Here is a 19,735-nt window from a genome sequence, read left to right as displayed (position 1 = left end):
AATCCCCTGTGGGAGTGAGCCTGCTCGCGAAGGCCGCGCCTTGGTTCAAATAAACAGGTGCGCTCTAGAAATCGCGCTTGTAGAAAATATCCAGCGAACTCGCCACGCCACTGGCCGCTTCGACATAGACCTTCTTGCTCAGCTTGTAGCGCAGCGCAATGGTGTTGGCCGGCTCGAACACGCCAACACCGTAACGCAAACTGAGCTTCTCGGAGATGTTGCCGCTGGCGACCACGCTGGTGGTGTTGCCGCTGCCTTGGGTGTCGAGCTGGAAATCCTGAATCCCCAGGTCCTTGGCCAGGCCGCTGGTGACCCCGGAACTGCCCATCAAGCCCAGCCCCAATGCTGCTTGCGCGAGCATGTTGTTGTCTTCGCCGTTGGTGCTCAGCGGACGCCCCAGTACCAGGTAGGACAAGGCCTGTTCCTGACTCATCGCCGGTTCGGAGAAGATTTGCGTGGTCGGTTGCTCGGCGCTGCCGCTCAGGCGAATACCGGCAATCACGTCGTCGGTCTGGCGGATCGCTTCGATGTCCAGATACGGCTGATCGATCGGGCCGGCAAACAAAAGTCGCGCACGGCGCACGTTCAGGCGCTGGCCGTAGGCGCGGTAACGACCGTCGTTGAGCCACAGCTCGCCACGGGTGTCCATGTTGTCGCCGATGTGCACGTGACCTTGCAGGTTGGCGGTCAGGCCGAACCCGGCGAAGCTCAGTTTGTCTTCGCCGACCACCACGTCGATGTCCATCTTCATGGCCAGCGGCGGTTTGCCCTCTTCGGTCTGTGCCCCGACGATGATCGTGTCATCGGAGACTTTCACCGTCGATGGCGGCAGTTCGCGCACAGTGATTTCGCCTCTGGGCACCTGGACCTTGCCGGCAATTTTCAGCTCGTCGCCGGCCATGGAAATCTTCAGGTCCGGCGCCACTTCGAGTTTAGCGTATGGCTCGACAGTGACTGGCAGTTGCGTGCCCTTGAGCGCCAGATCAACCATCAGCGCCTGCCCCCAGGCGACATTGCCGTTGAGGCTGCCCTGGCCGGTCTGGCCGCTTTTCCAGCCGCCGTCCAGCCGTACCGATTCCCCGGCAATCACCGCTTGCAGTTGCAGGTCCTTGAGCTCCATCGGCAGCTCGGCGCCGGACACTTCACCGTCACTGAGTTTGACCGTGCCGTTGACCAGCGGCGCCAGCAGCCCGCCGGAAATCGTGCCGCTGCCGTTGAGGCGTCCGGTGAGTTTTTCGACCATCGGCACAAACGGCCGCGCCACCGACAGGTCCAGTCCGCTCAGGCGGAAAGAGCCGCTCAACGGTTTGTTTTTCGGCAGCGGATTGAGCTGCGCCTGCACCATCAACTCACCGAGTTTGCCGCCGACGAAGTTGAGTTCGGTGTCCACGCGCTTGGGTGTGAGTTTGCTGGTGAGCTTCAGGGTCTGGTACGGGAAGTCCAGCCACTGATCCTTTTCCTTCATGCGCAAGGTGCCGCCGCTGGCGTCGATGCTGACCACGCCGTTCGGGCCGCTGGCTGGCAGGTCCAGTTGCAGATCGGCGTTGAGCTTGCCCTGCCAGGCAAAGTCTTTCGGCAACCATTGCGCGAGGCTTTCGATCGGGAACTGCTTGAGGTGGTAACGCAGTTTCGGCTCCGGCAGCAGGCGCTGATCTTCGCCGCACAGGCTGGCATTGCCGGACATCCAGCAATGCGCGCCGAAGTTGATCCTGCCGTCAGCGAGGCGTTCGAGTCTGGCCGGGTTCTGCAGTTTCCAATCCTGGCCGCCGGCCTGAATGTCGCCACTGGCCAAACGTCCGCGCCAGTTGCCCTGATCCAGATTGCCGTCCAGACCGAGGGCCAGTTTCAGCTTCGGCCCGAGCAGGTCGAGGTTGAGTTTCTGGTGCTTGATGTCGCCTTGGGCGCTGGCGGTCAACACACCGAGGTTGGTGTCACCGGCCTGAATGCCGCTGCCCTTGAGGTCGATCTTTGCCCGTTGCGCACTGTCGAGCGTGGCGTCGAGATTGAGGCTTTGCAGACGATTGTCCTGAAACGCCAGTTGCGAACCTTGCAAGCCTAGCTTGCCTTGCGGTGCCTTCAGCGTACCGGCGACATTGACCAGCCCCGTGACCTGCCCGCGCAACTGCGGCCAGAGCTGGGCCAGGCGCGTCAGCTTGATGTCGATCTGCCCGGTGAGTTTCTGTAGCAGGCTGCCCTTGCCGCTGATGCTGTTGTCGCCGAGGCGGATTTGCAGGGCGTTGAGGTTCCATTGCTCACCGGCACCGTCAGCCTTGGCCTGGAGGACGGCCGGTTGCCCGCGCAGTTTGCCCTTGAGGTCGAGGTCGGCGGTGAGGCTCAGGCGTTCGTTCTTCATCTCGCCTTGGCTTTTCAGCGGCCCGGCCAGGGTGCCAGGCAGTTCCGCGACCCAGTACGCCGGGTTCAGCGCCGAGAGCTCCAGCGCGGTGTCCCAGGCGATGCCATCGGCGAACTGCACATTCACATGCCCTTCAGCCTTGCCCTGCCCGGCTTCCATCTTCAATTGCGGCAAGGCGATCTGTTTCAGGCTGCCGCTGAACGGACTGCTGAGGCTGAATGCGCCCGCCGGACCGTCCAGTGCGGCGGCGAAGTTACCGATGTATTGACCGTCGGTGTAGGAGACTTCGCCAGTGAAGGTGCGCAAGGCGACTTGTGGCTCGTCGATTTCGTTATAGAGCCGATGCCACGGAAAGTCCTGCCAGTTGATGTTGGCTTGCGCCGTGAGGCCTTTGCTCCAGTCAACACTGCCGGTGAGTTTGAGGCTTTGTTTGTCGTTAGCCGTCAGGTCGAGGCCGGCAATCTGCGCGCCACTGGCGTCGACCTTGCCTTTGAGCAGCAGCGCCACCGGGCCTTTATCGGCGGGCAGCGTGGCATTGCCGTTTAACTGGTAACCGTTTTTCAGGTCACCTTCGCCGGTCAAAACCAGTTGATTGAGTTGCAGGGTGTCCGGCAGATCGGCGCTGGGTTTGAACGCCTCGGAGGTGATGCGCACCTTGGCCGGCAGGTTTTCTGCCAGCGGTTGCAGTTCGCCGCTCAACTGGCCGTCGAGGTAGCCGTGGCTATCGGCGTGCAGATTGAGGGTTTTCAGCAGATCGCCGTCAACCTTCAGCGCCAGCGTCCAGGGGCCGGTGCCCGGTGACGGCAGGGTCAAGTCGCCAACAATGTTCAGCGGCCAGTTGCCGGTCGGTTGCAGCAGGCCGGAGAGGTTCAGGCTGAGGTCGTCGCGCTGCAATTTCACGCTGTCGATCTGCAGGCCTTTGGCGGTCCAGTGCGCCGCCAATTGCAAGCCCTTGAGCTGTTCGCTGCCGTTGAACAGCAGGCTGCCAACCTGCACGTCGCCCAGTTCGATGGCCACCGGCAATTGCAGATCCGGCAGTTGAATCGGGCCGCTGTCGGTGGTTTCCTCACTCGGCGGGAATTGCAGGATGACCTGATCAGCCTTGAGCTGTTCGATGCACAGGGTCATACGCGTCAGGCACAGCGGCGACCAGGCGAAGATTGCCTTGTTCAGCTCGACGCGACTGCTGTCCTGCTGCCACAGCAGATGATCGGCGCTCCATTGGCCACCGAGACGACCCTGGAAATTCTCCACGCTCAAACCCGGCACCAGGCTCAGCGCCCAACGGCTGCCTGCTTGCGTCCCGAGTAGAGTGGCGATGCTCAATACAACCAACAGCACCAGCGCCAACAACGCCAGTGCCGATATTTTCAAACCACGCTTCACAGCTCAGGCCCCATGGAAAAGTGCAGCCGGATGCCGCCGTCGTCGTCCAGCGCGTGGGCCAGGTCGAGGCGGATCGGCCCCACCGGCGAGACCCAGCGCACACCGATACCGACCCCGGTCTTGAGGTTCGGCAGTTCGAGTTTGTTGAAGGAGTTGCCCTGGTCGACGAAAGTCGCGACCCGCCATTTCTCGGCAATCGAATACTGGTACTCGACGCTGCCGGCGACCATGTAGCGTCCACCGATGCGGTCGCCATCGGAGTTTTCCGGAGACAGACTCTGGTAGTCGTAACCGCGCACGCTCTGATCGCCACCGGCGAAGAAACGCAGCGACGGCGGTACCGAGTTGTAACCGTTGGTGGCGCTGCCGCCGACCTGCACCCGACCGAGGAAGCGGTGGTTGTCGAACACCGTGGTCAGGCCTTTGATCAACGCCGTGCCATATAAAAGGTTGTTGTCCGAACCGAGGCCCTCCTTCGCCACTTTGCTTTCGAAGGTCAGGCGGTAACCGTTGTGCGGGTCGATGCGGTTGTCGCTTTTCAGGTACGAATAGCTGATGCCAGGCATCAACAAGGTGCTCAGGCCGGAGTCGTCGCCGAGTTCATATTCTTCGCGCTGCCATTTCAGCGAGATCACTCGCTGCCAGCCGCTGGGCAACTTGCTGTGCCATTCCGGGCCGAAGGTCAGCAGCTTGCTCAGGGTGTCCGAGCCGTCGATGTTTTCAAATTGATAACCACCGGCCCAGCGCAGTTTGTCGGTCAGCGGTGGGTCGAGCGGGATGTCGTAGAACAACCCGACGTTCTGCCGTGGCGCCGACAACTCGGCCTCCCAGCCGTAACTGTCGCCCTGCGGGTTGACCCAGTGGCGCGTCCAGTTGGCCTTGATCCGTGGGCCGACGTCGGTCGAATAACCGAGGCCCAGGCCCATGGTGCGTGGCTTGCGCGTGTCGAGTTTGACGTCGACCGGGATCACGTCGTTTTTCGCCGCCGTCGGCGCCGCATCGACGCGCACGCCTTCGAAATAGCCGCTCGATTGCAAGTCGCGGTTGAGTTCGGCGATCAGCTCGGAGTCATACGGATCGCCAGCCTTGAACGGCACCATGCGTTGCAGCAGGTCTTCGTCGAACGGCGTGTCGCCCTCGAAACTGACGCTGCCCAGCGCATAACGCGGGCCGCTGTCGTAGATCAATTCAACGTCGGCCACCCCGGCACGCGGGTCGACCAAAAGTTTCTGGCTGGTGAAATGGCCACTGAAAAAGCCGAAGCGCGAGGCCTGGTTCTGGATCAGGCGTTTGGCGTCTTCATAACGCCCATGGTTGAGCACGGCGCCGGACTTGAGCGTGTCACTGCTCGGCACACGAAAGGATTTGAGGGAGGCAGCAGGCCCGTCGACGCGGATGGTCACATTGCGCAGACGAATAGGCTCGCCAGGATCGATGTTCAGCACCAGGCGCGGTTTATCACCGCCCTTCACATCGCTGTCGATCTGCGGCTGGTAATAACCCAAGGCTTGCGCGGCTTTGCGCGCCTGCTCCTCGGCCCCGCGACTGAAGCGCAGCAAGGCTTGCTCGTCACGATCGCCGAGGCTGCCGATATAGCCTTCTATATTGGCCTTGAGTTCGTCGTTGGACGGTTTGATCCGCACGTCCAATTCACTTTGCGCCAGCGCCGCGCAGCTGGTTAACAGCAGGAGCACGCCACTGGTAAATCTTCCTGGAAACTTCATAGGCGCGGATGCTATCACGGGCTTGGGAGCGTGATAGAACAGGAAATTTCCGAAGAAGTTCGATTGCTATGCTGTTGCAGTTTGTAACACCTGCGGATTGGCGTGGAAAAATACATGTTCGCGCACCGGGCCGACGGCCACTTCGCCAATCTCTTCGTAGCCCTGGCGTTTATAGAATTCCAGGTAACGCGGGTTGCCGGTGTCGAGTACGACGCCTTGCGAGGTTTCGTCCACCGCGCACCAGTTGTGCACCGCCGTCAGCAACTGCTCACCGAAATGTTTACCTTGAAACTGCGGGTGGATTCCCAGCAGCGGCAACATGTGCACCGAGTCGCTGGGCACGCACGCCGCCACCGCATCGTGATAGGCCAGATAACGCCGGGTGCAACGGAAACCGGTGCTGAGCACCATGCGCAGGCGCCACGCCCAGCTCTCGGTGATCCCCAGACGCCGTTGCGGCGGCGCAATCAGGGCAATCCCGATCAGGCGGTCGTTGACCAGCAGACCGATGGCCGGCAGGTCCTGCAGAAAATGCTGCTTGACCAGCTCACGCACCGTGGCCCGCACGCGCTGCTCGTAGCCCGGCCGCTCGGCCTCGAACAAGTAACCGAAGGTCGGCTCGTGGCGGTAGGCCTGATACAGCAACGATCGGGCTTCGCGCGAGTAACCGCGGTCGAGCATGTGGATGTCGGCGATGGCAGTCTGGGTTTCAGGCATGGCGGTGATTCTCCCCCGGGGCGCAGCGCGAATGACTGCGCTCTTGTTGGTACGAACCTGTTGCAGGTGGCGCAGTTCCCCACAGGTATAGACCAACTCGGGATCTTCATCGACTGCGCGGGCCTCTTCGCGAGCAGGCTCGCTCCCACATTTGAATGAATGCCCCCGTGGGAGCGAGCCTGCTCGCGAAGTCGCTCGTCCAGGCACTACACATCCCACAGATGAAAATGATTTCTCCCACCCCACACTGGCCCCCATCCCACATGTCAGCTAGCATCGCCCTTTTGCCAGGACTGCCGACCATGAAGATCGTTTCCTTCAACATCAACGGACTGCGCGCCCGTCCGCATCAGCTGGCAGCGCTGATCGAAAAGCATCAGCCGGACGTGATCGGCCTGCAGGAAACCAAGGTCCACGACGACCAGTTCCCGCTGGAAGAAGTGCGTGCGCTGGGTTATCACGTTTATTTCCACGGTCAGAAAGGCCATTACGGCGTTGCCCTGCTTTCGCGCAGTGAGCCGATCGCGATTCACAAAGGCTTCGCCAGCGATGAAGAAGACGCCCAGCGGCGCTTCATCTGGGGCACCTTCGCCGACGCCAATGGCGTGCCGGTGACCATCATGAACGGCTACTTCCCGCAGGGCGAAAGCCGCGACCATCCAACCAAATTCCCGGCCAAGCAACGCTTCTACAGCGACCTGCAAACCCTGCTGGAAAGCCAGTTCCACAACGAACAGCCGCTGGTGGTGATGGGCGATGTGAACATTTCCCCGGAGGACAGCGACATCGGCATCGGCCCGGACAACATGAAGCGCTGGCTGAAAACCGGCAAATGCAGCTTCCTGCCGGAAGAACGTGAATGGATGGCCCGCCTGAAAAACTGGGGCCTGACTGACAGCTTCCGCCACCTCAACCCGGACGTGACCGACATGTTCAGCTGGTTCGACTACCGCAGCCGCGGGTTTGAGGATGAACCGAAACGTGGCCTGCGCATCGACGTGATCCTCGCCTCCCATGGCTTGCTGCCACGGGTCAAGGATGCGGGCGTGGACTACGAACTGCGCGGCATGGAAAAGCCGTCGGATCATGCGCCGATCTGGCTTGAGTTGAGCTGATTCACAACGCTTTTCCCTGTAGGAGTGAGCCTGTGGTGAGGGGATTGATCCCCGATGGTTGGCGAAACCGCCCCCCCAAAACCGGCATGTCGATTTGTCAGGTACAACCGGGGCCGCTTCGCAGCCCATCGGGGATAAATCCCCTCACCACAGACTCACTCCTACATTGGATCCCTGTCATGTTTTGGTCATGCACCTGACTTAATCTCCCCGGCAATCCCCTTGGCCTGATTCGGTGCCGGCATGACCCTGCGTGTTCTGTTCGCTTTTCTGTCGAGTGCATGGCTGACGGTCAGTGCCGCCACCCTGCCCGCCCCCGAAAACGGCCCGGCATTGCGCATTCAGGGTTCCAACACCATCGGCGCCGATCTCGGCCCGGCGCTGGTCGAAGGTTTTCTGCAAGAGCAGGGTCTGCTGAAGATTCACCGCGAAAACCCCGACAACGCCAACGAACAACACATCGTGGCTCAAACTGCGCAAGGCCAACGGGTGGTGATTGAAGTCGCCGCCCACGGTTCCAGCACCGGGTTCACCGCACTGAAAACCGCCAGCGCCGACCTCGCCGCCTCCTCACGCCCGATCAAGGACAGCGAACTGCTCGACCTGCAAACGCTCGGCGACCTGAAAAGCGCTGAGGCCGAGCAAGTGATCGCCATCGACGGCCTGGCGATCATCCTTCACCCCGGCAACCCCCTGCAGCAACTGGACACCGAGCAACTGGCGCGGATCTTCAGCGGTGAGGTGAAAACCTGGGAAGACCTCGGCGGGCACGGCGGATCGATTCATCTATATGCACGGGATGATCAGTCCGGCACCTACGACACGTTCAAGGAACTGGTACTGGGTCGCCGTGGGAAACACCTGAGTTCCAGTGCAAAACGCTTCGAATCCAGCGAGCAATTGTCCGATGCGGTGAGCCGCGATCCGCAGGGTATCGGTTTCATCGGCCTGCCGTATGTGCGCCAGGCCAAAGCCGTGGCCATCGCTGACGGCGCATCGCAGTCGATGTTGCCGCTCAACAGCCTGATTGCCACCGAGGACTATCCGCTGTCGCGGCGCCTGTTCTTTTATCTGCCGCCCAGCAACCAGAATCCGTGGGCATCGGCACTGGTGGCGTTTGCGCAAAGCCCACAGGGCCAGAAGCTTGTCGCGGCCACCGGTTTCATCAGCCAGACCGTGCACGCCATGACCGTCACCCCGAATGCGCTGATGCCCGAGGGTTATCAATCCCTCAGCCGCCACGCCCAGCGTCTGACGGTGAACTTCCGTTTCGAGGAAGGCAGCGCCAGCCTCGACAACAAGGCGCGGCAGGACCTGGCGCGGGTGCTCGACTATATAAAGCGCCACGACAAGACCGAGCGCGCGGTGACGCTGGTGGGGTTTGGCGACGAGAAAGATGACCCGGCACGCGCCGACCTGCTGTCGAAACTGCGGGCGATGGCGGTGCGTCGCGAGTTGGTGAAGAACGGCGTGGTGATGCGCGAGGTGCGCGGTTTTGGCGCGCTGATGCCGGTGGCGGCGAACAGTGCGGATGAAGGCAGGATCAAGAATCGGCGGGTTGAGGTTTGGGTTTATTGACGGTCTCAGACCTGTCCAACGGCCCCCGCATACTGTCAGAGTTGACAGGTGTGTGAGCGATTGCTTCGTGCCTAAAATCGGCATCACTTACTGACCTGTTAAAACCCGCCAAGCAGGTGCCGTCAGTGCCAAGGGTGATATTCAAGGATAAGTCATGAACACTGAAAGCTCGATGCCAAAAAAACCTGGCGATCTGGACACAGGCTTCGGTACAAACGGGATCATTTTTGGCCCGACAAACGCAGTCACCTACTGCGTAGTCGATCAACTCGACGGAAATCTGGTCTACGCAGTACACACTCAGAATTCTTATCACATCCACCGAATATTCCCAGACGGACAGCCCGACACCTCCTTCGGCAACGAAGGCATGGTCATCGGGCAGTTCAAAGAGAATCAAAATTCCGAACCCGTTCGTCTGGTGGCGCGCGACAAAAAAATAACGATCTTCGGCGATGCACTGACAGGCGCCGAGGGAACACCTGCCGCCAAGCGGCTAAACGAGAACGGAAGTCCGGATCTGGTGTTCCAACCTGTTCTGGTACCTCGCCCGGCCATATCCTCCAACGGCGACCCCAGCGATGGAGGTGTGCTTGAAGATGGACGGATCCTGATCCTCAGCCAGCGAACCAAGGACAACCTGATGCACGACAAGGGTCAGTTGACCTGTTTTCATGCAGACGGCAGCCTCGACACAAGCTTTGGCGACCAAGGCCACATCAATATCAACTGGGGAAACGACATCAACCGCATGGTGAGTATCGCCATTCAACCGGATGACAAGATCGTTGTGGGTGCCAACTACGTGAAACTGCCAGCGGGCTCGCGTATCGTCCTGACGCGTTACTTGAGCAATGGCAAACTGGACAAGACTTTCGGTGATGACGGACTTGTATCTCTAGGACCTGAAGGCGGTTCGTACGACCTTCAAAAGCTTATCGCCCTCCCGGACGGCAAACTGCTGTGTGCAGGACGCATCGGAAATTACCAAGCATTGATAATGCGTTTTGAAACGGACGGTCGTCCCGACCCGACATTTAATGGCGGCAAGGAAGTTCTGATTGAAGTCGCGTCTTACAATGGGACGTTATCCGCAGTGGCCGTACAACCTGAAGACGGAAAAATCATTGCTGCGGGTTGGGACGTAAGTTCTCCGCTGCAAATGTTTTGGGGAAGACTGAATGAAGACGGTTCGTTCGATACCCGTTTTGGCAATAACGGCTGGTCCAGGGGACTTACCGGAATTCCCTACGATATCGTGATGCAACCTGAGCGCTTCATCATCGCAGGGAAATCCTCAACACCTTCGAACTCGGTGCTCTACGGCATACAGCGCTGACAGCGTTTTTGACTCTCAAGAACATTGCGCCAGTTACATCCCTGTACTGGCGCAATTTCATTAACCACCCGTGCGCAGCATCTCCTTCGGCACATACTTGCCGATCTCGAACTTGCCGATCGCTGCGCGGTGCACTTCGTCCGGGCCATCGGCCAGGCGCAGGGTGCGCTGCATGGCGTACATATAGGCCAGCGGGAAATCGTTCGACACCCCGGCCCCGCCATGGATCTGGATCGCCCGGTCGATCACCCGCAGCGCGACATTCGGCGCGACAACCTTGATCTGCGCGATCTCGCTCTTCGCCACCTTGTTACCGACGGTGTCCATCATGTACGCGGCTTTCAGGGTCAGCAGGCGCGCCATGTCGATTTCCATCCGCGAGTCGGCAATCTTGTCGATGTTGCCGCCCAGACGCGCCAACGGCTTGCCGAACGCGGTGCGGCTCACCGAACGTTTGCACATCAATTCCAGTGCGCGCTCGGCCATGCCGATCGAACGCATGCAGTGGTGAATCCGGCCCGGGCCAAGGCGACCCTGAGCGATTTCGAAGCCTCGTCCCTCACCGAGCAGGACGTTTTCGTACGGCACGCGCACGTTGTCGAACAGCACTTCGGCGTGGCCGTGCGGTGCATCGTCGTAACCGAACACCGGCAGCGGACGGACGATTTTCACTCCGGGGGTGTCGACCGGCACGAGGATCATCGAGTGCTGGGCATGGCGCGGTGCGTCGGGGTTGCTCAGGCCCATGAAGATCAGGATCTTGCAACGCGGATCACAAGCGCCGGAGGTCCACCACTTCTTGCCGTTGATCACCCACTCGTCGCCATCACGCACGGCACGGGCGGCCATGTTGGTCGCGTCAGACGAGGCCACGTCCGGTTCGGTCATGGCGAACGCCGAGCGGATCTCGCCGCGCAGCAGCGGTTCGAGCCAGCGCTGTTTCTGTTCTTCGTTGGCGTAGCGCACCAGCACTTCCATGTTGCCGGTGTCCGGCGCCGAGCAGTTGAACGGCTCCGGCCCGAGCAGCGAACGGCCCATGATCTCGGCCAGCGGTGCGTATTCCAGGTTGGTCAGGCCGGCGCCAAGTTCCGACTCCGGCAGGAACAGGTTCCACAGACCTTCGGCTTTAGCCTTGGCTTTGAGTTCTTCCATGATCGCGGTCGGCTGCCAGCGATCGCCCTCGGCAACCTGGCGTTCGAACACGGCTTCGGCCGGGTAAACGTAAGTGTCCATGAACGCGGTCACGCGCTCACGCAGTTCTTGCACCTTGGGCGAATAAGCGAAATCCATGAGCAATTACCTTCTATGGGCAGAGGTTGTTCAGATCATGCAATCGATGCTAGAACAGCGCTGATAATTTACCTAGCCTATTCTCGGCGTGTATAAACATTCATCACCGATATATGATCCGCTGATCGTCAGCCCCTAGAACAAGAGAAGCCGCGTAATGAATCTGAGTAAGGTCGACCTCAACCTTTTCATCGTCTTCGACGCGATCTACACCGAAGCCAACCTGACCCGCGCCGGGCAGATTGTCGGCATCACCCAGCCGGCGGTATCCAACGCACTGGCGCGGTTGCGCGAAACCTTCAATGACCCGCTGTTCGTGCGCACCGCTCAGGGCATGGTGCCGACGCCGATGGCGCAGAACATCATCGGCCCGGTGCGCAACGCGCTGTCGTTACTGCGGGTGTCGGTCCAAGAGAGCCGAATTTTCAACCCGGCGCAGGCGGTGAAGACTTACCGCATCAGCATGACCGACCTGACGGAGGCGGTGATTCTGCCGCCGCTGTTCCAGCGTTTGCGGCGTCTGGCGCCGACGGTGATCATCGAGAGCTTCCTGTCCAAACGCCGTGAAACCACCAAGGAACTGGCGGCCGGACGTCTGGATTTCGCCGTCGACGCGCCACTCAATACCGATCCGCAAGTGCGTCACGTCAAGCTGATGGAAGACCGTTACGTCTGTGCGATGCGCAAGGGCCATCCGCTGGCGGGCAAGGAAAAACTCAGCCTCGACGATTACCTGTCGCTGACGCATATCCACATCTCCAGTCGCCGCAGCGGTCTGGGCTATGTCGATCTGTCCCTGGGGAAAATGGGCATTCAGCGCAAGATCGCCCTGCGCTCGCAGCATTATTTGATGGCATCGCAGGTCATGCAGCAGACCGATATGGTCATGACCGTGCCCGAGCGTTTTGCCCGGCGCAACGATTTGCATGCGTTCAACCTTCCAGTCAACGATGTGCCGCCGGTGGAGACTCACCTTTACTGGCATGAGAGCACCGACCAAGACCCAGCCAACCGCTGGATGCGCGAGCAGATCATCGAGTTGTGCCAGCAAGTGGCGGCGCAGGAGAAGAAGCTCGATAAGGTGTAAGGCTGGCTACCGCGTTTTCGTTCTTCGCGAGCAGGCTCGCTCCCACATGGACTTGTGCACGCCACTGATCCTGTGGGAGCGAGCCTGCTCGCGAAGAGGCCAGCGCTAGCGCCACACATTTTGAACCTTGACGTAAACGTCAACTCGCCATTAGCTTAGCGCCAAGACCTTCTTTCGAGCGCTTTCATGAGCAGCCAGACCTACAGCATTTCCGACCTCGCCCGCGAGCTGGACATCACCACCCGGGCGATCCGCTTTTATGAAGAGCAAGGCCTGCTCAGCCCTGAGCGCCGTGGCCAGGAACGCATCTATTCACCCCGCGACAAGGTCAGTCTGAAGCTGATCCTGCGCGGCAAGCGCATTGGTTTCTCGCTCGCCGAATGCCGCGAGTTGATCGAACTTTACGACCCGTCCAGCGGCAACACCAAACAGCTCAACAGCATGCTGGCGAAAATCAGCGAGCGCCGCGAACAGCTCGAGCAGCAGTTGCTCGACATCGAACAGATGAAGCTGGAACTCGACACCGCGGAAGAACGCTGCGTGCAGGCGTTGGAACAGACGCTCAAGGGCCAGCAGGCTATTTAACGGAAAAAACCTATCCCCTGTGGGAGCGAGCTCGCTCGCGAATACGGTCCGACTCAAATCTTTCGTCGACTGATCCACCGCTTTCGCGAGCAAGCTCGCTCCCACAAGGGGGCATCCGCAGTCTTCAGATAATTACAGGTCAACCCCATGCCCCTCCCCTCCCAAGTACGCCTGATCGAAGTCGGCCCGCGCGATGGTCTGCAGAACGAAGCTCAACCGATCAGCGTGGCTGACAAGGTACAACTGGTCGACGCCCTGAGCGCCGCCGGTCTTGGCTACATCGAAGTCGGCAGTTTCGTTTCGCCCAAGTGGGTGCCGCAGATGGCCGGTTCCGCCGAGGTGTTCGCGCAGATCCAGCGCAAACCCGGCGTGACCTACGGCGCACTGGCGCCGAACCTGCGCGGCTTTGAAGACGCGCTGGCTGCCGGTGTGAAAGAAGTCGCGGTGTTCGCTGCGGCGTCCGAGGCATTCTCGCAGCGCAACATCAATTGCTCGATCAGCGAAAGCCTGGCGCGCTTCGCACCGATCATGGAATCGGCGAAACAGCATGGCGTTACCGTGCGCGGTTACGTGTCCTGCGTGCTGGGTTGCCCTTATGAAGGCGAGGTCGCGCCGGAACAAGTGGCGATGGTTGCGCGCGAACTGTACGCGATGGGCTGCTACGAAGTGTCCCTCGGCGACACCATTGGCACCGGTACTGCCGGCGCCACGCGGCGGCTGTTCGAAGTGGTTTCGGCGCAAGTCCCACGGGACAAACTCGCCGGGCACTTCCACGACACCTACGGCCAGGCGATGTCCAACATCTATGCCAGTCTGCTGGAAGGCATTGCGGTGTTCGACAGCTCAATCGCCGGCCTCGGCGGCTGCCCGTACGCCAAAGGCGCGAGCGGTAACGTCGCCACCGAAGACGTGGTGTACCTGCTCAACGGCCTGGGTATCAAGACCGGTATCGATCTCGACGCCTTGATCGCCGCGGGTCAGCAGATCAGTGCGGTGCTCGGTCGCCCGAGCGGTTCGCGTGTGGCCAAGGCCCGTAACGCCCAGTGAGGGCGAAGGTGTTACCGCGGTGTCTGAAACGTGGGCATAGTCGAGTAACACGGAAACAAATTGTCTGGTTTTGCCTGAAGGAAAAATCCTTCAAAAATCCCAAGTCATTGATTTAAAAGGGTTTTAAAAAGTTGGCACGGCTTCTGCTATCTCTATGGCATAACAAGAATAAAAAGCAGCAAACCAATAAAAATAAGACGTACCGACTCTGACATAACAAAAACAACACGGCAGAGACGCAGCTAACAGATTTTTTTGGAGAAGGTGTGCTTTTCAGGGTGTTCCTCGGAATGACCCGCAACCGGGCAGAGAACAATAAAACTACCTTCAGGTAGCGCCCGAATCGGTTGGATCGTTTAACGAGAAAGCAGATCAGCGCTCAAAAAAATACGTTTGCTCTTGACCCCGGATGGGGGTCGCCAAAAACAGCGGTAAAGGGCCACGGTTGCCAAAAACAACAACAGACCGCCCCTCAATAATAAAAAAGAGCACGCGACGACAAAATTAAAGGGGAGCTTCGGCTCCCCTTTGTGCTTTCTGCAAATCCCGAATTCCCGAACATCCCTGTGGGAGCTGGCTTGCCAGCTCCCACAGGGATGGTGGTTACCGTTCGATTGTTTTTAACTCTTCGATACTGATCTCGCGCATCCGGAATTTCTGGATCTTGCCCGTCACCGTCATCGGAAACTCTTCGACGAACTTGAAATGACGCGGTGTTTTGAAGTGCGCGATGCGCTCCTTGCACCACGCTTGCAGCTCTTGTTCGGTGGCATTGTGGCCGGGGTGGAACTTGATCCAGGCGACAATCTCCTCGCCGTAACGCAAGCACGGAATGCCGATCACTTGTACGTCCGCCACCGCCGGGTGGGTGAAGAAAAACTCTTCCAGCTCGCGCGGATAAACGTTCTCGCCACCGCGAATGATCATGTCCTTGTTACGCCCGGCGATGTTCACGTAACCCTCATCGTTCATGCTCGCCAGATCGCCGGTGTGCATCCAGCCCGCCTCGTCGATGGCTTCGGCCGTGGCTTGCGGGTTGCTCCAGTAACCGAGCATCACACTGTAACCGCGGGTGCACAGCTCACCGATGGTGCCGCGCGGCACCAGGTTGCCCGCCTCGTCGATGATCTTGCTTTCCAGTTGCGGCTGGGTACGACCGACGGTGGTCACGCGCAGTTCCAGCTCATCGTTTGGCCCGGTCTGCAGGGACACCGGGCTGGTTTCGGTCATGCCGTAGGCAATCTGCACTTCGCTCATGTGCATCTCACTGATGACCCGCCGCATCACTTCGATCGGGCAGGTGGCACCGGCCATGATCCCGGTGCGCAGGGTCGACAGATCGAACTCGGCGCGCTGCGGCTGATCGAGCATGGCGATGAACATGGTCGGCACGCCGTACAACCCGGTGGCTTGTTCTTCAGCGACGGTTTGCAGGGTCAGTAGCGGATCGAACGCGTCATTGGGGTAAATCATCGTACTGGCGTGAGTGATGCAGCCGAGGTTACCCATGACCATGCCGAAGCAGTGATACAGCGGCACCGGGATCACCAGGCGATCGTCCGGGGTCAGACCGATGCTCTCGCCGACCATGTAACCGTTGTTGAGGATGTTGTAGTGACTGAGGGTCGCGCCCTTGGGGAAACCGGTGGTGCCGGAGGTGTACTGGATGTTGACGGGTTGGTCGAAGTGCAGGCTGTCGCTGCGTTCACGCAATTGTTCTGCAGAGACACTGGCGGCCAGATCTGCCAGTTGCGACCACGGGAGAAAACCCGAAGGCGGCTGTGCATCAAGGCTGATCAACCCGCGCAATTCCGGCAGGCGCTCGCTGCGCAGTTCGCCGATGGATTGCTCGGCCAGTTCTGGCAGCAAGCCTTGCAACATGCCGTGATAGTTGGAGCTCTTGAACGCTCCCGCACAGACCAGCCACTGACAACCGGATTGCTTGAGTACGTATTCGAGTTCGGAGCTGCGGTAGGCCGGGTTGATGTTGACCAGGATCACGCCGAGCTTCGCGGTGGCGAACTGTGTGATGCACCACTGCGCGCAGTTCGGCGCCCAGATGCCGAGCCGGTCGCCGGCCTGCAACCCCAACGCCAGCAGCGCTCTGGCATGCACGTCCACCGCGTCGGCCAGTTGCCGCCAGGTGTAACGCAACTGCTGGTGGCGCACCACCAGCGCCTCGCCGTCCGGGTACTGCGCGACGGTCTCGTCGAACTTCTGCCCGATGGTCATCGCCAGCAAGGTTTTGCTCTGGGAACCACGGGTGTAGCTGCGCTGCGGGTTTGCACTGGGTTGATCCATGACGACCCCTATTGTCTTTATTAGTGGGTTTACTGGAGCTCACTTTTTTGCGGGTGGCCTTTGTGGCGAGGGGGTTTATCCCCGATGGTGTGCGAAGCGTACCCTCAGCTTTTCCTGTCGAACCGCATTCGCAGGTTTTGGGTCGGCTTCGCCAACCATCGGGGATAAATCCCCTCGCCACGCAAGCTCGCGCCCATAAAAAAGCAGTCCGCTTTCAATCCTGAGATGCCCTTACTCTCGCTCAAGTTGACGTTAACGTAAAGGGTGATTGACAGCCAACCAGCGCAGGCTTACGTTAACGTAAAGGTGAGAGCCGTTCGACTGCCCTCCCCACCCTACAAAAAAGCCAAAAGGTGACCCATGAGCTACCCATCCCTGAACTTCGCCCTCGGTGAAACCATCGACATGCTGCGCGATCAGGTTCAGTCCTTCGTCGCCGATCAGATCGCCCCACGCGCCGCGCAGATCGACCACGACAATCTGTTTCCGGCCGATATGTGGCGCAAGTTCGGCGACATGGGCCTGCTGGGCATCACCGTGCCGGAAGAGTACGGCGGTGCAGGTCTGGGTTACCTGGCGCATGTGGTGGCGATGGAAGAAATCAGCCGCGGTTCGGCCTCGGTGGCGCTGTCCTACGGCGCGCATTCCAACCTTTGCGTCAACCAGATCAACCGCAACGGCAACCACGAACAAAAAAGCAAATACCTGCCCAAGCTGATCAGCGGCGAACATGTCGGCGCCCTCGCCATGAGCGAGCCGAACGCCGGTTCCGACGTGGTCTCGATGAAACTGCGTGCCGATAAACGCGGCGACCGCTTCGTGCTCAACGGCAGCAAGACCTGGATCACCAACGGCCCTGACGCCAACACCTACGTGATCTACGCCAAGACCGACCTGGAAAAAGGGCCGCACGGTATCACTGCATTCATCGTCGAACGCGACTGGAAAGGCTTCAGCCGCAGCAACAAGTTCGACAAGCTCGGCATGCGCGGCTCCAACACTTGCGAGCTGTTTTTCGATGACGTCGAAGTGCCGGAAGAAAACATCCTCGGCGTGCTCAACGGTGGCGTGAAAGTGCTGATGAGTGGCCTCGATTACGAGCGCGTCGTGCTGTCCGGCGGCCCGACCGGGATCATGCAGTCGTGCATGGACCTGATCGTGCCGTACATCCACGACCGCAAGCAGTTCGGTCAGAGCATTGGCGAATTCCAGCTGATCCAGGGCAAAGTCGCCGACATGTACACCCAGCTCAACGCCAGTCGCGCCTACCTGTATGCAGTGGCCCAGGCCTGCGAGCGCGGCGAAACCACGCGCAAGGACGCCGCCGGCGTGATCCTCTACACCGCCGAACGCGCGACACAAATGGCCCTCGACGCGATCCAGATTCTCGGCGGCAACGGCTACATCAACGAATTCCCGGCCGGGCGCCTGCTGCGTGATGCCAAGCTCTACGAAATCGGCGCTGGCACCAGTGAGATCCGGCGCATGCTGATCGGCCGCGAACTGTTCAACGAAACCCGCTAAAACGGAGCTGTCCATGGCTATCCTGCATACCCAGCTCAATCCCCGTTCAGCGGAGTTCGCCGCCAACAGCGCGGCGATGCTCGAACAGGTCGACGCCCTGCATACCCTGCTCGCCCAAGTGGCGCAGGGCGGCGGCGCGAAAGCCCAGGAACGTCACACCTCGCGCGGTAAATTGCTGCCGCGCGAACGCATCAACCGCCTGCTCGATCCGGGCTCGCCGTTTCTGGAAATCAGCCAGCTCGCCGCGCACGCGGTGTATGGCGAAGACGTTCCCGCCGCCGGCGTGATTGCCGGGATCGGCCGGGTCGAAGGCGTTGAGTGCATGATCGTCGCCAACGACGCGACCGTGAAAGGTGGTTCGTACTACCCGCTGACCGTGAAGAAACACCTGCGCGCGCAGACCATCGCCCAGCAGAACCGCTTGCCGTGCATCTATCTGGTGGACTCGGGCGGCGCCAACCTGCCACGTCAGGACGAGGTGTTCCCGGATCGCGAGCACTTCGGCCGGATCTTCTTCAACCAGGCCAACATGAGCGCGATGGGCATTCCGCAGATCGCCGTGGTCATGGGCTCGTGCACCGCTGGCGGCGCCTATGTGCCGGCGATGGCGGACGAAGCGATCATGGTGCGCAACCAGGCAACCATCTTCCTCGCCGGCCCGCCGCTGGTGAAAGCCGCGACCGGAGAAGTGGTCAGCGCTGAAGACCTTGGCGGAGCCGATGTGCACTGCAAGATTTCCGGGGTCGCCGACCATTACGCCGAGAGCGACGAACACGCCCTCGCCCTCGCTCGCCGAAGTGTCGCCAACCTCAACTGGCGCAAGCTCGGTGAAGTGCAGCAGCACACGCCGATTGCGCCTCTGTACGCCAGCGATGAGTTGTACGGTGTGGTTTCCGCCGACGCCAAACAGCCGTTCGACGTGCGCGAAGTGATTGCGCGACTGGTCGACGGATCGGTGTTCGATGAATTCAAGGCGCTGTTCGGCACCACGCTGGTGTGCGGCTTCGCTCACCTGCACGGCTACCCGATCGCGATCCTCGCCAACAACGGCATTCTCTTTGCCGAAGCCGCGCAAAAAGGCGCGCACTTCATCGAACTGGCCTGCCAGCGCGGCATTCCGCTGCTGTTCCTGCAGAACATCACCGGCTTCATGGTCGGGCAGAAATACGAGGCCGGCGGCATCGCCAAGCACGGCGCGAAGCTGGTAACGGCGGTGGCCTGCGCCAAGGTGCCGAAATTCACCGTGATCATCGGCGGCAGCTTCGGCGCCGGTAACTACGGCATGTGCGGGCGCGCTTACGATCCGCGCTTCCTGTGGATGTGGCCGAATGCGCGCATCGGCGTGATGGGCGCCGAACAAGCCGCGGGCGTGCTGGTGCAGGTCAAACGCGAGCAGGCCGAGCGCAGCGGGCAGGCCTTCAGTGCGGAACAGGAAGCCGAGATCAAGCAACCGATCCTCGACCAATACGAAGAGCAGGGTCACCCTTACTATTCCAGCGCACGACTGTGGGACGACGGCGTCATCGACCCGGCGCAGACTCGTGACGTGCTGGCTCTGGCCTTGTCCGCGTCGTTGAACGCGCCTATCGAACCGAGCCGCTTCGGCGTGTTCCGGATGTGATGCTTTTTGTGGGAACGAGCCTGCTCACGAAGACGGTCTGTCAGCTCCGGATACTTCGACTGATACAC

Annotated in this window: 13 protein-coding genes; 8 read left to right on the top strand and 5 right to left on the bottom strand. The window is 60.3% G+C overall.

Features of this window, described 5'->3' with window-relative positions; genetic code table 11:
* Positions 1–64: 64 nt before the first annotated feature.
* The 3 genes from ACM6HV_RS04165 to ACM6HV_RS04155 form a co-directional block, all read right to left on the bottom strand.
* On the bottom strand, positions 65–3,739 hold the full coding sequence (locus ACM6HV_RS04165; RefSeq protein WP_414903585.1) for a translocation/assembly module TamB domain-containing protein: 3,675 nt from the start codon (positions 3,737–3,739) through the stop codon (positions 65–67).
* Complete coding sequence (locus ACM6HV_RS04160; RefSeq protein ID WP_414903584.1) at positions 3,736–5,463, bottom strand: autotransporter assembly complex protein TamA; 1,728 nt, start codon at positions 5,461–5,463, stop codon at positions 3,736–3,738. The genes ACM6HV_RS04165 and ACM6HV_RS04160 overlap by 4 nt, the downstream gene beginning before the upstream one ends.
* A 66-nt stretch (positions 5,464–5,529) precedes the next feature.
* Positions 5,530–6,180 (bottom strand): GNAT family N-acetyltransferase, encoded by a 651-nt coding sequence (locus ACM6HV_RS04155; protein WP_086794616.1) that lies wholly within the window; start codon positions 6,178–6,180, stop codon positions 5,530–5,532.
* A gap of 302 nt (positions 6,181–6,482) precedes the next feature.
* Between ACM6HV_RS04155 and xthA the strand changes: the two genes are divergently transcribed.
* The 3 genes from xthA (at position 6,483) to ACM6HV_RS04140 (ending at position 10,212) form a co-directional block, all read left to right on the top strand.
* Positions 6,483–7,295, top strand: coding sequence for an exodeoxyribonuclease III (gene xthA / locus ACM6HV_RS04150; protein WP_131670132.1), 813 nt, complete (start codon positions 6,483–6,485; stop codon positions 7,293–7,295).
* A gap of 243 nt (positions 7,296–7,538) precedes the next feature.
* Positions 7,539–8,873 carry a substrate-binding domain-containing protein gene (locus ACM6HV_RS04145; protein WP_414903583.1) on the top strand — a complete coding sequence of 445 codons (1,335 nt, stop codon included), beginning with the start codon at positions 7,539–7,541 and terminating at the stop codon, positions 8,871–8,873.
* A 154-nt stretch (positions 8,874–9,027) separates the two neighbouring features.
* Positions 9,028–10,212, top strand: coding sequence for a delta-60 repeat domain-containing protein (locus tag ACM6HV_RS04140; protein WP_145596610.1), 1,185 nt, complete (start codon positions 9,028–9,030; stop codon positions 10,210–10,212).
* 60 nt (positions 10,213–10,272) lie between these two features.
* Here the strand turns inward: ACM6HV_RS04140 and ACM6HV_RS04135 are convergent, their stop codons facing one another.
* Positions 10,273–11,502, bottom strand: coding sequence for an acyl-CoA dehydrogenase (locus ACM6HV_RS04135; RefSeq protein ID WP_414903582.1), 1,230 nt, complete (start codon positions 11,500–11,502; stop codon positions 10,273–10,275).
* Positions 11,503–11,659: 157 nt separating this feature from the next.
* Between ACM6HV_RS04135 and ACM6HV_RS04130 the strand changes: the two genes are divergently transcribed.
* The 3 genes from ACM6HV_RS04130 (at position 11,660) to ACM6HV_RS04120 (ending at position 14,221) form a co-directional block, all read left to right on the top strand.
* The gene (locus ACM6HV_RS04130; RefSeq protein ID WP_041075049.1) at positions 11,660–12,589 is read left to right on the top strand and encodes a LysR family transcriptional regulator; all 930 of its coding nucleotides are present in this window, start codon (positions 11,660–11,662) and stop codon (positions 12,587–12,589) included.
* Positions 12,590–12,775: 186 nt separating this feature from the next.
* Complete coding sequence (locus ACM6HV_RS04125; protein WP_041075047.1) at positions 12,776–13,174, top strand: MerR family transcriptional regulator; 399 nt, start codon at positions 12,776–12,778, stop codon at positions 13,172–13,174.
* Between the two features lie 147 nt (positions 13,175–13,321).
* Positions 13,322–14,221: a hydroxymethylglutaryl-CoA lyase gene (locus ACM6HV_RS04120; RefSeq protein ID WP_414903581.1), complete on the top strand. Its 900-nt coding sequence runs from the start codon at positions 13,322–13,324 to the stop codon at positions 14,219–14,221.
* A 603-nt stretch (positions 14,222–14,824) separates the two neighbouring features.
* On the opposite strand, the gene ACM6HV_RS04115 is transcribed toward ACM6HV_RS04120, so the two are convergent.
* Complete coding sequence (locus tag ACM6HV_RS04115) at positions 14,825–16,522, bottom strand: AMP-binding protein (RefSeq protein WP_414903580.1); 1,698 nt, start codon at positions 16,520–16,522, stop codon at positions 14,825–14,827.
* 360 nt (positions 16,523–16,882) lie between these two features.
* Here ACM6HV_RS04115 and ACM6HV_RS04110 point away from each other — a divergent pair, with 360 nt between their 5' ends.
* Together ACM6HV_RS04110 and ACM6HV_RS04105 are read left to right on the top strand one after the other, a co-directional pair.
* On the top strand, positions 16,883–18,046 hold the full coding sequence (locus ACM6HV_RS04110) for an isovaleryl-CoA dehydrogenase (RefSeq protein ID WP_041068789.1): 1,164 nt from the start codon (positions 16,883–16,885) through the stop codon (positions 18,044–18,046).
* 13 nt (positions 18,047–18,059) lie between these two features.
* Complete coding sequence (locus ACM6HV_RS04105; protein ID WP_414903579.1) at positions 18,060–19,667, top strand: carboxyl transferase domain-containing protein; 1,608 nt, start codon at positions 18,060–18,062, stop codon at positions 19,665–19,667.
* Positions 19,668–19,735: the final 68 nt, after the last annotated feature.

The sequence above is a fragment of the Pseudomonas sp. IT-P260 genome (assembly GCF_949768395.1).
GTDB lineage: Bacteria > Pseudomonadota > Gammaproteobacteria > Pseudomonadales > Pseudomonadaceae > Aquipseudomonas > Aquipseudomonas parakoreensis.
This window is presented reverse-complemented; position numbering and strand designations above follow the sequence as displayed.